Below are 12,964 nucleotides of genomic sequence, written 5' to 3' on the forward strand. Positions count from 1 at the left end.
TGAATAAAAGTAAATGAAAGCCTAGTGGATTGCGTTTTTGAATTTCCCGCCTCTTGTTTCATGAGTATTCATAATTGTTATGAATGCATTTTGATCGACTTCAAACACGATCGATTTTAGCTTAGTCACTTCCAGCCTTGTGACCACCGCGTAAATCACGTCCTTTTCTTCGTCCGTATATCCGCCTTTCCCCTTCAGCTTGGTTGTTCCGCGACCGAGGCGGTGCAAAATCGCGTCGGAAATCTCATCATACTGGTCAGACACAATAATGACAGCTTTTGTTTCATCAAGCCCCTGGATCACAGCATCAATGGTTTTCATCGCAATATAATAAGTCATGAAAGAGTACATCGCTTGCTCAGGACCGAACACAAAAACAGCCCAAATGAAAATGAATACATTGATGAGCATAACAAACTCACCTACTGAAAACGGAAGTTTTTTTGTCAACAGAATACCGAGAATTTCGGTGCCATCCATTGAACCTCCGTTTCGAATAACAAGCCCGACGCCAAAGCCGAGTAAAAGACCTCCGAACACAGTGGCCAAGATAGGCTGAGTGGTAATGGCTTCTACATGGTGAAGCGAGGATTCAATAACGGCAAGCCCGACAATTCCAATCATAGTAGAGATAAGGAAGGTCTTACCGATATATTTATATCCGAAGATCATAAAAGGGATATTTAAGATAACAACGAATAAAGCGAAATTCAGAAAGGGGTTTGACATAAAGAGGTGGTCTAGAATCAGTGATACACCAATAATCCCGCCATCAATAAAATCATTGGGGATTAAAAATAATTCAATACTTACAGCCGCAGATGCAGCGCCTACCAGAATCATCAGGACCCTGAAAATAAAATGGGAAAATGTTTCTTTCTTATGTTGTTTTGTTGGGGTCATAAAATCTCCTTTCCTGCAATAACTATTTTAAATACATTATAAATCTATTTTACCATTAAACGCTGACACATTTTACTGATTTGCCCATACATTAAGTCTGGAGGTGGAATGGTCGATGATTTTATTTCAAAGAATTATATTGCAGCGCCTTAATCAGGCTACCGCTGACGATTTGCTGAAGTACTCAAAACAATATGGAATCAGCCTAACAAGACAGCAGGCCGTTGAAGTGGCAAACCTGTTATATGGAAAAAATGTGAACATCTTTAATGAGAGTGAACGAATGCGGCTGCTGAAACAAGTAGAGGCAATTACATCGAAAGAAACAGCTCAAACTGTTAATGAACTATTCAAACAATTCACAAGCTAAAAAATGGGGGATGGCTCCCCCATTTTTTATTGCTGTAAAATCTTTTCGAGCAATGTGTCATCAAATTGTTTTTCTTTCAGCATTTCAATCTCAAAACGGTATGGCGGTTTTTTATTCTTTTTATCTTCACCGACATACGGCGTTTCGAGGATTTTTGGAATGTCTTTTAACTGCTCATGGTGAACAACATATTGCAAAGCATCAAATCCGATTTCACCAAAGCCGATGTTTTCATGGCGGTCTTTTCTCGCGCCTTTGACATTTTTGCTGTCGTTAATATGAAGCACTTTAATACGATCAATGCCGATGATTTTATCAAACTCATTCAGCACTCCGTCAAAGTCTTCTGCAATCTGATATCCTGCATCATGTGTATGGCAAGTGTCAAAGCATACTGACAGATGCTCATTGTGGGTAACGCCATCGATAATCTGCGCGAGCTCCTCAAAGCTTCTGCCGCATTCAGATCCTTTTCCTGCCATTGTTTCTAATGCAATTTGGACATTTTGATTCGGATCGATTACTTCATTTAAGCCCTCAATAATTTTTTTGATGCCTGCTTCAGCTCCCGCTCCTACATGAGCACCCGGGTGAAGGACAATTTGCTTTGCTCCGATAGCAGCTGTCCGTTCAATTTCAGAACGAAGGAAATCGACACCAAGCTCAAAAGTGGACGGATTGGTCGTGTTGCCAATATTAATTATATAAGGGGCGTGTACGATAATCTCGTCAATGCCGTTTTCCTGCATGTGTGCCCGGCCAGCTTCTATATTCAAGTCTTCAATTTTCTTTCGGCGCGTATTTTGCGGTGCGCCTGTATAGATCATAAACGTGTTCGCCCCATAAGAAACTGCTTCCTGGCTTGCGGCCAAAAGCATATGTTTGCCGCTCATAGAGACGTGTGAACCTATTCTCAACAACAAATTCCCCTACTTTCTTTTTTTAGACTGGTTTCTTCTCTGTTTTTTCTTGATTTTCTCCATCTCGTAGCTCATTTTCTTTTTATATCCAGGCTTAACCTTCTTCGGCTTTTTCACTAGACGATGCGCAATTTCATCCGCTTCGTTCGGCGTTTTTTTACGCTTTTTGCGGCGCTGGCGGTCATCGCCTTTTTTCCATTCGCCCTTTTCAAGCTCTAAGTAATCAAATTCGATGCCCATTTTCTCAAGTCTGGCTAATGCATCCTCATCAGAAAGCTCATAAATGGTCATCGCTTGTCCTGATGAACCGGCGCGAGCCGTTCTGCCCACACGGTGAACATAGAAATCAAGGTCATCTGGCAGCTCATAGTTGATAACATGGCTGACACCTTTGATATCAATGCCTCTTGCAGCAAGGTCAGTTGCAATGACATAAGTAAATTCCAAATCATTGATTTGCTTCATGACTTTCTTCCGCTCACGAGGCGTTAATCCGCCGTGCAGCAGCCCGATTTTCAGACCTTTTCCAGTTAAATATTGAGCGATATGGTCAGCAGTGTTTTTCGTATTGGCAAACACAATGCCCAAGTATGGATTCAGATGAGACATGATGTCAAAAAGGAGCTTTTCCTTGTCACGATGTTTCGAAGGAATAAGGATATGCTCGATTTTCGCAGCAGTCACCTGTTTTGGCTCTACATGGGCGTATTTCGGGTTTTCCATGTATTTTTTCAAAAATGGTTTCAGCTTTTCCGGAATCGTCGCTGAGAACACAAGCATTTGCAGATCCTCAGGCATGCGGGAACCAATGTAATCTACATCAGCCAAGAATCCCATATCCAGCATTAAATCCGCTTCATCAATGACGAGAGATTCTGCTTTATGAACACTTAACGCCTGTTCTTTGATTAAATCAGCAATACGTCCGGGTGTACCGACAACAAGATGCGGCTGTGTTTTCAGTTTATCAATCGATTTTTGTTTATCCGTGCCTCCGATAAAACATTTCGAGCGAATCTGGCCGCCTTCTTCACCCTGTGTGATTTTAAGCGCTTCCTGGTGAATCTGGTTGGCAAGCTCTCTCGTCGGGGCCGTAATCACAACCTGTACGACATCCTTAGCAGGATCGATTTTGTTTATCAAAGGCAGTAAATAAGCGTGAGTCTTTCCGGTTCCCGTCTGAGACTGGCCGATGACGCTTTCTTTTTTTAATACTGCAGGAATCAGCCTTTTCTGGATATCAGTCGGTTCGTAAAAACCAAGGCGGTGTACTGCATCTATAATAAACGGTTTCAATTCATAAAGTTCAAATTTTGTTTCTTTCATTTTTCCCAGCTCCTTAAAGCGGCACATTATGTGTCCATCATCACATTATACCCGATTTTGCTTAAAAACACCACGTTTGGAAGGCGTTTGTTTTATTCAGTTATGTAAAGCAAATACCGCAGCCCATGCATATTCTAATAGCAGAGAGAGCTGAAAGGAGGTACAAGTATGTTTTCACCGCAGCAGCCGATGAGAAATTATCCGCAGCCCGGACCGCCCCGCCCCATGCCAAACCAGCAAATGATGGGCAGAAGACCGCCTGCTATGCAAAGACCTGCATTTGGGCCGCAGCAGCAAGGCTTTCAGCAATCCGGACAGTTTCTTCCTCAAGCAGCAAATGCCGGAGCAAGAAATGGTGCGGGCGGAGGCTTAAAAGGAATGCTGTCAAAATTCTTACCGGGCGGAGGAGGCGCTGGAAGCGCCGGCGTTCCAGGAGCAGGTGCAGCAGCGAGCGGAGGGTCAGGTCTGCAAGGTATTCAAAGTATCGCGAATCCTGCCTCTTTATCCAGTATGCTTGGGAATGTGCAAAAAGTTCTCGGCATGGCGCAGCAAGTCACCCCAATGATCCAGCAGTACGGTCCGTTAGTCCGCAATCTGCCGGCAATGATGAAGCTGTACAGCCAATTAAGTAAAAGTGATGATACAGAGAGCAATGATGAAAATGAAAACGAAAAACAAACAGATTTAAAAGAAACCTCTGAAACAGAGACCGAGACTGAAGCAAAAACCTCAGATCCAAACAAAAATTCAAAATCAAAAAGTTCTTCTCCAGCCAAGAAATCAAAAACATCTGACAGTAAAAAACAAAAATCAAAACCATCTGCCCCAAAGAAAAATGAAGCTGTCTCTCCTGCTTCGAAAAGAACATCAGGCAGATCAAAACCAAGATTATATATTTAACATTCTTTGATATCTGAAGTGAGATTGGCTATAATGAGATCAGAAGAATGCAAGAATAGAGCCGTTTGATTACGGCTTTTTATATTGCCTTTACTCACTTCAGTATTGGAGGACAAGCAAAAATGAACGTAATTAAAATTTCACCGCGCGGCTATTGCTATGGCGTTGTAGATGCTATGGTTATTGCCAAGAACGCGTCACTGGATAAAAGCTTACCAAGACCTATCTATATACTCGGGATGATTGTTCATAATAAACACGTCACTGATGCATTTGAGGAGGAAGGAATCTTTACCTTGGACGGCGCTAACCGTCTGGACATCTTGAAGCAGGTTGAAAAAGGTACTGTCATTTTCACTGCGCACGGTGTTTCTCCCGAAGTCAGAAGAATCGCTGAAGAAAAAGGATTAGTCGCAATTGATGCTACATGTCCGGATGTAACAAAAACTCATAATTTAATTCTTGAGATGAAAGAAAAAGGATATCACGTGATCTATATCGGCAAAAAAGGGCATCCGGAGCCAGAAGGAGCCGTTGGCGTAGCCCCTGAGATCGTTCACTTAGTTGAAACAGAAGAAGATGTGAAAAACCTTGATATCCAAGCAGAGAAATTGATTGTGACGAATCAAACAACGATGTCTCAATGGGATGTTCACGACATCATGGAGCTTGTAAAAGAGAAATATCCTCATGTCGAATATCACCAGGAGATTTGCCTCGCTACTCAAGTGCGGCAGGAAGCTGTATCAGAACAGGCGAAAAAAGCAGACTTAACGATCGTTGTCGGTGACCCGAAAAGCAACAATTCCAATCGGCTCGCGCAAGTGTCTGAGGAAATAGCTGGCACAAAAGCATATCGAATCGGCGACCTAAGCGAATTAAAACTCGAGTGGCTGAAAGGTGTTCATACCGTTGCCGTTACTGCCGGGGCTTCAACACCAACGCCGATCACAAAAGAAGTCATTCGCTTTTTGGAGCAATATGATCATGAAGATCCATCAACTTGGACAACTGAACACAATGTTCCGCTCAAAAAAATACTACCGAAAGTAAAAGCAAAAAACTGAGGCTTTAAAGCCTCAGTTTTTTTATAGAAATGTAAATGGATTTGTATCTGTCTCAGAAATAAAGATATTCACGTCCAGCTTTTTCTCTTTGCACAATGCCGTCAGTTTTCCCGTGACGCCTTTTTTCATGATTTTTTCCGCATAATGGCCCGGGTCGACAACATTCAGGCCAAGCATCATTGCATCATGGGCCACATGGAAGTATAAATCTCCTGTAACATAAACATCAGCACCCTTTCGTTTCGCATGATGAATATACTTGTTTCCGTCTCCGCCAAGAACAGCTACTTTCTTCACTATGCTGTCAGCCTCACCTACCATTCTGACGCCATTTACTTCAAGCTTGTCTTTCACAAACAAAGCAAATTCCTTAAGCGTCATCTCCGTTTGAAGTGTTCCGACACGGCCAAGCCCTTTTTCGGCAGGAGCCTGCTCGACAGGATAGATGTCGTAAGCGACTTCTTCATAGGGGTGGCTTTTTATCATCGCATTGATAACAGCTTTTTCGATGCTTTTAGGAAACACAGTCTCAAGCCGTACTTCATGAACAAGCTCAAGCTCCCCTACTTCACCGATAAAAGGCTTTGCGCCGTCCAATGGCTTAAAGCTGCCGATTCCTTCAGATGAAAACGCACAATGGCTGTATTCGCCAATATGGCCGGCTCCCGCATTTCCGAGTGCCGCTCTGACCTGTTCTTCATATTCCTTCGGCACGTATACGGCCAGTTTTTTCAGAGGATCAGTATAAGTAGGCGCCAGCACTTCCGTCTCACTCAGCTCTAATGCTTCAGCGAGCAAATCATTCACGCCGCCGTCCGCAACGTCTAAGTTTGTATGAGCTGCATAAACAGCGATATCGTGCTTCAAACACTTTTCAATTAACCTTCCGGCAGGCTGATCCGTTGAGATATGCTTTAACGGCCTGAAAATAGGAGGATGGTGTGCAATAATCAAATCTACCTCTTTTTCAATTGCTTCATCGATAACACTCTCCAACACATCAAGTGTTACCATCACATTTTTAATCGGTTTATTTAAGGTGCCGATTTGCAGGCCTATTTTATCGCCTTCGACGGCATAGGCTTTCGGGGAAAATTGTTCAAACAGCTGGATGATCTGCTGCCCATTGACTGTTTTAGCCATGATCGATAACCTCCTTCAGCAGCTCCATTCGGTCGGCGAGCTCCTTTAATTTTTGTTGATTTTGTTCTGTACTTGCCGCACGGCTGATCTGTTCATAAATGCTTTGTGTGTGCCGAAGCTCTTGTGTCCACTTTTTCAAGAATACAGCATTCTTTTCTTTTGCCAGGAAAGGGCCGACAAGCATTCCGGCTGATAAAGAAATGGCGGCATACGCTGCATCTCTGTCTCCCTCTTCGGCGACAAGCACCTCATAGCACTTTCCGTCCTCTTCAAGGATCACCTCATCTATCAGCGCATACCCTTCTTTATATAGCCACTCTCTAATATGAATAGCATGAATATTAGGCTGTAAAATAAGCCGTTCCTTCCCTGTTAATTTGTCTTTACCCGCTTCTAAAATCTGAGCGATCAAGGATCCGCCCATTCCCGCAATCGTAATTGCATCGGCTTCACCTTTTTTAATGACTTCCAGGCCATCTCCCTGCCTTACAGATATGCGCGAGTTTAAGGCTAATTTTTCAACCTGCCGCTTGGCAGACAAAAACGGGCCGTCTGTTATTTCTCCGGCAATGGCTCCGCTGGCTTTATGATTCAGTACCGCATAACAAGGAAGGTAAGCGTGGTCGGACCCGATATCGGCCATCACCGCTCCATTCGGTATGTACTCCGCTACTGTTTGCAATCGTTTTGATAATTTTAATTCGTTCACTTGTCATCACAACTTTTCTCAATCATTTTTTCCCTATCTATCATATAAAAAAACAGCCCGGAATCCAAGCTGAGTGAATGAATTTCAGTTTATTTCTTATAAAGCGGCTCTACACGAGGCAGACAAAAATAAAAGGCTGTCGAGAACATCTCGGCCGCCTGAGAACGCATAAGGAGAAAGATAGATCTTTTATTTAATTTTTGACACCCACTCTGCCATATCATCCAGCTTATCAGCCGGAACAAGACCGGAAGGCATTCCATTACCGCCTTTTTCAATCTTTGTTTTAATTTCAGCGACATCCTTCTTATCCCCTACACCTTTTAAGCTCGGACCCGAAACACCTTCATAATTTTCACCGTGGCACGCGATGCAGTTTGCCTTGTAAATCTCCTCCGGTGAAGCGTTTGCATCATCTTTTTCGGCAGATTTGCTTTCTCCGCCGCTTGCAATCTCTTGAGAGTCGTCAAGCCCCTTTACTGATAAAAAGAAAGTCAGACCAATACCTAAAACAGCGATCAGTAAAAATGGAATAAGCGGATTCCATTTCATTTCCCTTCCCCCTTTTTGATCCTTCCCCTATGTAAACACTTCTAATTCTAACTTATTTTTACAAAAAGTAAATGGATTGCTATGCAAAAGTTTTTTATTCACACATTATACAAAATTGAATAGAATCCTGCCTATTTCTCTAATATCCTTTTTGTTCTATTGTATAATGTATTGTATACGCTTACAATAGTAAATATGGAATCCATTTTTGAAATTTTTCTCTGCAATGTTCATTTGCAAATGACATCATTTTTCAGTAAAATAAAGGCATATTATCCATATATCTTTTTAATAAAAAAGAAGAACGGATCTGCAAGACCCGTTCCATCTTATTCGAGGAAATCTTTCAAACGTTTACTTCTGCTAGGATGTCTTAGTTTCCGCAACGCTTTAGCTTCGATTTGTCGAATACGCTCTCTCGTTACTCCAAATACCTTGCCGACCTCTTCTAATGTTCTTGTACGGCCGTCATCAAGACCGAATCGAAGACGCAATACATTTTCTTCACGATCAGTTAACGTATCAAGCACATCTTCCAGCTGCTCTTTCAATAGCTCATATGCGGCGTGGTCTGATGGTGAAGTTGCTTCTTGGTCTTCAATGAAATCACCAAGGTGTGAGTCATCCTCTTCACCAATTGGTGTTTCCAGCGATACCGGCTCTTGTGCGATCTTTAAAATTTCGCGTACTTTTTCAGGTGTTAAATCCATATCTTCCGCAATTTCTTCAGGTGTAGGCTCTCTGCCTAAATCTTGCAGTAATTGACGCTGCACACGGATTAATTTATTAATGGTTTCAACCATATGAACGGGAATCCGGATCGTTCTTGCCTGATCGGCAATGGCGCGAGTAATCGCCTGTCTGATCCACCACGTTGCATACGTACTGAATTTATAACCTTTGCGGTAGTCAAATTTTTCAACGGCTTTCATCAGGCCCATGTTGCCTTCCTGAATCAGGTCAAGGAACAGCATTCCGCGTCCGACATACCGTTTTGCGATACTGACAACAAGCCGCAGGTTCGCTTCAGCCAATCTGCGTTTAGATTCTTCGTCACCTTCTTCAATCTTTTGAGCATAGGCGATTTCTTCTTTTGCAGAAAGAAGGTTAACCCGGCCGATTTCCTTTAGATACATACGAACTGGGTCATTAATTTTGACACCAGGCGGTACACTTAGGTCATTAAGGTCAAATTCTTCTTCGGCTTTGGCAAGCTGCTGAATATTAGGATCTTCTGTTTCTTCATTCTCACTAATTAATTCAACACCTTGTTCACCTAAAAATTCATAATACTCATCCATTTGGTCTGATTCAATTTCAAAGCTGGACATACGCTCAGCAATTTCTTCATATGTCAAAACGCCACGTTTTTTACCTGACTCTGTTAATTGCTCTTTTACTTGGTCGAATGTTAATTCTGTTTCGTGGGTTTGTTTATCAGCCATTATGGATCCCTCCTTCCAAAGCTTGCAACGAATTCTATAAGCGGTATGATTCTTATTCGGTCCATTCAGGCGTTTTCTATGTGAACTGCCTTTAACAATGTGCGAATAATGAAATGACAATTCATGATGAGGTCAAGCGATCTATTTGCTCCTCCGCAAGGAATCATTGCCAATAAATGCTTCTCACCATGTTCCCAGTTATTTTAAAGATCGGTTCAATGTAACGATTTCTTGAGCCAAAGAAGCGGCTCTTAAAAAATCCTTTTGCCTTTCGGCTTCGGCTCTTTCCGCCTCTTTTTCTTTTATCATTGACCAATTTCTTTGATTCAACACTTTTTTTACATAATCTGATAACTCAGCTTCACTTAACTCCTGATTGATCTGCAGCATTAAAATATCTGACAAGAGCTGGCTTATATGATCATCCGTCACCCTGGCCATCAGATGCTGAGGCGTCAGCTCAGCTCCCTCTTCGTAAAAAGCATAAAGATACGCAGCCAATGCGCGGTGCTCATCAATATTAAATTGAAAGCCTACCCGGTCAATTACTTTTTTGATGACGCCACGATCTCGAAGCATGTGGGCAAGCAACAGCCTTTCTGCATTTTCATACGCCGGACGCAGACGTTTTTGCCTTGCTTTTGTCGTCAGATGCGCTCGCCTTGTTTTCGTTTCACCGCCGTTGTCAGCAGGTTTGTTTTGCTTGCTGAAAACAGTCAGCTGTTCGGCTAAAGATTCCTGTGAAAGTGAAAACTCTGAAGCAAGCTGTTTTACATAGACTTCCTGCTCAAGAGACCCTGAAAGCGTGCTGATTTCTTTCAGTACGTCTTTAATGTAAGCTAAGCGATCGCCTTCATCGGACAGGTTCTTTCCTTTTCGGAAATATTGCATTTTGAACGCCATCACGGTGACACTGGCGTCGATAATATCGTTTTTGAATTTTTCCCCGCCGAACTTTTTGATGTAGTCGTCAGGGTCTAACCCGTCAGGAATCATTGCAACTCTGACTTTGCAGCCTTTATTTTGCAGAAGCTCAGAAGCTTTTAAAGTGGCTTCATAACCGGCTTTATCAGAGTCATAACAAAGAATGATCTCCTCGACATTTCTTCTCAGGATCTTGACATGGTCATCTGTCAGAGACGTTCCCATCGTGGCTATGCTCTCTTTAACACCCGAGTTTACGGCCGATATGACATCGGCAAAGCCTTCAAATAAGACTGCTCTTTCCTGCTTTCTGATATGAAGGCGAGCCTTATAAAAGTTGTAAAGCAGTTTGCTTTTATGAAAGAGCGGTGTTTCAGGACTGTTCATATACTTAGGCTGCTGGCTGCCCAGAGCCCTGCCTGAGAAAGCAACGACGGCCCCGTGATGATCATGGATCGGAAACATGACGCGGTTTCTGAAACGGTCAAAATACCCGCTTCCGTCTTCACGCCTGATCAGGAGACCCGCTTTTTCCATTTGCGCCTCACTAAAGCCCCTCTTGACGAGAAATTTCGTAATGAAGTCCCAAGAATCAAGAGCATAGCCGATCTGAAATTCATCAATCAGCTCTTTCGTAAAACCCCTGGAAAGCAGGTAATCCAATGCCTCTTGACCTTCTTTTGTATTTATTAACAAATGATGGTAAAATTTCTTCAGGAGCTCATGAGCCTCAGCCATTTTTTGTTCTCCAGAAGATTCTGGCCGGGCTCCGGAATGGACTGCTATATCATCTGGAAAATCAATTTGGTATTTGTCAGCAAGGTGAGAAACCGACTCGGCAAACGAATAGCCTTCCATTTGCCTTAAAAAAGAGAAAACATTGCCGCCCGCTCCGCAGCCAAAGCAATGAAAAATCTGTTTATCGGGCGATACGGAAAACGAAGGTGTGCTTTCTCCATGAAAAGGACAGAGTCCAAAGTAGTTTCGGCCTTGCTTCTTTAATTGAACATAATCACCTATGACTTCTACAATATCTGCCGACTTTTGCACCTGATCCACAATTTCATCTGGTATCCGATTTCCCATCTTATAACACTCCGTCGTACATTATTCGATGCTTTAGTGCAAAATCCCTTCATCATTCGACAGGATTTTTTGCAGCAGGGTAATAAATCGTTCTCGATCTTCTTTATTCAATTTTTTAGGCCCTTTGGCGTATATGCCTTTTCTCCTTTGTTTGCCGGAAAAATGACGGCTCTCAAGAGCAAAATCAATGGTGCCTTCTTTGTAAAGACGCCCTCTTTCCGACATGACGGAGACATTTCTGTTCAGCAGCAGGGATGCTAATCCGATGTCCTGCGTCACTACAATATCTCCCGGTTTTACATGATTTGCGATATATAAATCAGCAGCTTCTTTATGAGGATCAACATACTTCCATTTTTCTTCTTTGCTTCTGGAAAGCTGATAATGTTCAAATGAAGCGACAAAAAGAACTTGAACTTCATAATCGGATGCTGTCTGTAAAATTTCATCTTTTACCGGACAAGCATCAGCATCGACAAAAATCGTCTTTTCTTGTTCATTAAGAAGAGTAATTCTCCATCCCTCCATTAAACTCCTGCATAAAAGCAAGCAAAATCGCACATCCTTTATCATTGCGGATGTATATGAATTTGTCGAAAAATTTACGGGAGAAATTCTTGACATCTTACCCATAATAGTTTATTCGTATCACACGAACCTTAAACCTAAAATTAATCATTTTATCACAATTTTTTATTATAATACAAACTTCACAAAGATGCTATTGTTTTTCATTATTCCCTTTTGGCATAGCCAAAAACCCAGGATAGAGCGTCCTGAGTTACTTGTTTTTTGTTTTGAGATGATGGATAATATTCGCTGTTTCTTCAACCGCTTTATTTGAAACATCAACAACCTGGCACCCAATCCGATCAACAATCTTTTCGAAGTATTCCAGTTCCTCTTTAATTCTGTTGATATTTGCATAGATCGCTTTGTCATTAAGCCCGAGCGATTTTAACCGTTCTTTTCTGATATGATTCAGTTTATCCGGGCTAATCTTTAAGCCGATGCATTTTTTCGGATCAACGTTAAAGAGTTCTTCCGGCGGGTCAACCTCCGGAACAATCGGAACATTGGCAACCTTCAGGCGCTTGTGGGCGAGATATTGAGACAGCGGTGTTTTGGACGTTCTTGATACGCCAATCAAAACAATATCAGCTTTTAAAATCCCTCTTGGATCACGTCCATCATCGTATTTAACTGCAAACTCGATGGCCTCCACTTTTTTGAAATAGTCTTCATCAAGCTGGCGCACCCGCCCCGGTTCGTATTTTGCCGTTAAACCGTATGCTGTCTCCATTTTATCAATTAACGGGCCGATAATATCATAATATAGAACATTTGCTTTTTCCGCTTCGGCAATCAAATATTCTCTGATTTCGGGCACCACGAGTGTAAAACAGATAATGCCTCCGTCTGCCTTTGCAAGTGAAATCACTTCATTGATAGTGCCTATATCTTCAACATAAGGAATTCTTCTTACATGTGTATCGTCCGCTGAACCGTTGAATTGGCTGAGCGCTGCTTTCACAACCAATTCAGCCGTTTCACCGACGGAATCCGATACGACATAGATGATGCGGTTATTCATATTATCCCCCCGTTAGTTTACGATC

13 protein-coding genes are annotated in these 12,964 nt (G+C 42.3%); 3 read left to right on the plus strand and 10 right to left on the minus strand.

Translation table 11 applies throughout. From position 1 onward, the window contains the following. Positions 1 to 21: 21 nt before the first annotated feature. On the minus strand, positions 22 to 903 hold the full coding sequence (locus MOB98_RS15090) for a YitT family protein (protein WP_268360270.1): 882 nt from the start codon (positions 901 to 903) through the stop codon (positions 22 to 24). 115 nt (positions 904 to 1,018) lie between these two features. On the opposite strand from MOB98_RS15090, the gene MOB98_RS15095 reads away from it, so the two are divergent. Then, positions 1,019 to 1,273, plus strand: a complete 255-nt coding sequence (locus tag MOB98_RS15095; protein ID WP_268360269.1) for a DUF2624 domain-containing protein — start codon at positions 1,019 to 1,021, stop codon at positions 1,271 to 1,273. A 26-nt stretch (positions 1,274 to 1,299) separates the two neighbouring features. On the opposite strand, the gene MOB98_RS15100 is transcribed toward MOB98_RS15095, so the two are convergent. Together MOB98_RS15100 and cshB are read right to left on the minus strand one after the other, a co-directional pair. Then, on the minus strand, positions 1,300 to 2,193 hold the full coding sequence (locus MOB98_RS15100) for a deoxyribonuclease IV (RefSeq protein WP_268360268.1): 894 nt from the start codon (positions 2,191 to 2,193) through the stop codon (positions 1,300 to 1,302). A gap of 9 nt (positions 2,194 to 2,202) precedes the next feature. Further along, positions 2,203 to 3,519 carry a DEAD-box ATP-dependent RNA helicase CshB gene (gene cshB, locus MOB98_RS15105; protein ID WP_268360267.1) on the minus strand — a complete coding sequence of 439 codons (1,317 nt, stop codon included), beginning with the start codon at positions 3,517 to 3,519 and terminating at the stop codon, positions 2,203 to 2,205. Positions 3,520 to 3,687: 168 nt separating this feature from the next. On the opposite strand from cshB, the gene vrrA reads away from it, so the two are divergent. Both vrrA and MOB98_RS15115 read left to right on the plus strand, forming a co-directional pair. After that, the gene (gene vrrA / locus MOB98_RS15110) at positions 3,688 to 4,419 is read left to right on the plus strand and encodes a VrrA/YqfQ family protein (protein WP_268360266.1); all 732 of its coding nucleotides are present in this window, start codon (positions 3,688 to 3,690) and stop codon (positions 4,417 to 4,419) included. Positions 4,420 to 4,541: 122 nt separating this feature from the next. Further along, complete coding sequence (locus tag MOB98_RS15115; RefSeq protein WP_268360265.1) at positions 4,542 to 5,486, plus strand: 4-hydroxy-3-methylbut-2-enyl diphosphate reductase; 945 nt, start codon at positions 4,542 to 4,544, stop codon at positions 5,484 to 5,486. Positions 5,487 to 5,507: 21 nt separating this feature from the next. Here MOB98_RS15115 and MOB98_RS15120 read toward each other — a convergent pair whose 3' ends face one another. From MOB98_RS15120 to MOB98_RS15150, 7 genes are all read right to left on the minus strand, one after another. Next, entirely contained in the window at positions 5,508 to 6,629 is a 1,122-nt protein-coding gene (locus tag MOB98_RS15120) for a Nif3-like dinuclear metal center hexameric protein (RefSeq protein WP_268360264.1), read from the minus strand. Then, on the minus strand, positions 6,622 to 7,272 hold the full coding sequence (trmK, locus tag MOB98_RS15125) for a tRNA (adenine(22)-N(1))-methyltransferase TrmK (RefSeq protein ID WP_268360272.1): 651 nt from the start codon (positions 7,270 to 7,272) through the stop codon (positions 6,622 to 6,624). The genes MOB98_RS15120 and trmK overlap by 8 nt, the downstream gene beginning before the upstream one ends. A 255-nt stretch (positions 7,273 to 7,527) precedes the next feature. Beyond that, the gene (cccA, locus tag MOB98_RS15130) at positions 7,528 to 7,890 is read right to left on the minus strand and encodes a cytochrome c550 (protein WP_268360263.1); all 363 of its coding nucleotides are present in this window, start codon (positions 7,888 to 7,890) and stop codon (positions 7,528 to 7,530) included. A 329-nt stretch (positions 7,891 to 8,219) separates the two neighbouring features. After that, positions 8,220 to 9,335: an RNA polymerase sigma factor RpoD gene (gene rpoD / locus MOB98_RS15135; protein WP_003226225.1), complete on the minus strand. Its 1,116-nt coding sequence runs from the start codon at positions 9,333 to 9,335 to the stop codon at positions 8,220 to 8,222. A 198-nt stretch (positions 9,336 to 9,533) separates the two neighbouring features. Next, positions 9,534 to 11,345, minus strand: a complete 1,812-nt coding sequence (dnaG, locus tag MOB98_RS15140) for a DNA primase (RefSeq protein WP_268367181.1) — start codon at positions 11,343 to 11,345, stop codon at positions 9,534 to 9,536. A gap of 33 nt (positions 11,346 to 11,378) precedes the next feature. Beyond that, positions 11,379 to 11,873, minus strand: coding sequence for a YaiI/YqxD family protein (locus MOB98_RS15145; protein ID WP_253136821.1), 495 nt, complete (start codon positions 11,871 to 11,873; stop codon positions 11,379 to 11,381). 253 nt (positions 11,874 to 12,126) lie between these two features. After that, positions 12,127 to 12,939: a pyruvate, water dikinase regulatory protein gene (locus tag MOB98_RS15150; RefSeq protein ID WP_253136820.1), complete on the minus strand. Its 813-nt coding sequence runs from the start codon at positions 12,937 to 12,939 to the stop codon at positions 12,127 to 12,129. Positions 12,940 to 12,964 lie beyond the last annotated feature (25 nt).

It is taken from the genome of Bacillus sp. N13C7, assembly GCF_026790065.1.
Lineage (GTDB): Bacteria > Bacillota > Bacilli > Bacillales > Bacillaceae > Bacillus.

What these genes read in the sequence shown, in the direction of transcription:
- MOB98_RS15115 (WP_268360265.1), top strand. Translation starts at nt 4,542, where the DNA reads ATGAACGTAATTAAAATTTCACCGCGCGGCTATTGCTATGGCGTTGTA.
- dnaG (WP_268367181.1), bottom strand. Translation starts at nt 11,345, where the DNA reads ATGGGAAATCGGATACCAGATGAAATTGTGGATCAGGTGCAAAAGTCG.
- cccA (WP_268360263.1), bottom strand. Translation starts at nt 7,890, where the DNA reads ATGAAATGGAATCCGCTTATTCCATTTTTACTGATCGCTGTTTTAGGT.
- cshB (WP_268360267.1), bottom strand. Translation starts at nt 3,519, where the DNA reads ATGAAAGAAACAAAATTTGAACTTTATGAATTGAAACCGTTTATTATA.
- vrrA (WP_268360266.1), top strand. Translation starts at nt 3,688, where the DNA reads ATGTTTTCACCGCAGCAGCCGATGAGAAATTATCCGCAGCCCGGACCG.
- MOB98_RS15095 (WP_268360269.1), top strand. Translation starts at nt 1,019, where the DNA reads ATGATTTTATTTCAAAGAATTATATTGCAGCGCCTTAATCAGGCTACC.
- MOB98_RS15120 (WP_268360264.1), bottom strand. Translation starts at nt 6,629, where the DNA reads ATGGCTAAAACAGTCAATGGGCAGCAGATCATCCAGCTGTTTGAACAA.
- MOB98_RS15150 (WP_253136820.1), bottom strand. Translation starts at nt 12,939, where the DNA reads ATGAATAACCGCATCATCTATGTCGTATCGGATTCCGTCGGTGAAACG.
- MOB98_RS15090 (WP_268360270.1), bottom strand. Translation starts at nt 903, where the DNA reads ATGACCCCAACAAAACAACATAAGAAAGAAACATTTTCCCATTTTATT.
- trmK (WP_268360272.1), bottom strand. Translation starts at nt 7,272, where the DNA reads ATGGCCGATATCGGGTCCGACCACGCTTACCTTCCTTGTTATGCGGTA.
- rpoD (WP_003226225.1), bottom strand. Translation starts at nt 9,335, where the DNA reads ATGGCTGATAAACAAACCCACGAAACAGAATTAACATTCGACCAAGTA.
- MOB98_RS15145 (WP_253136821.1), bottom strand. Translation starts at nt 11,873, where the DNA reads ATGGAGGGATGGAGAATTACTCTTCTTAATGAACAAGAAAAGACGATT.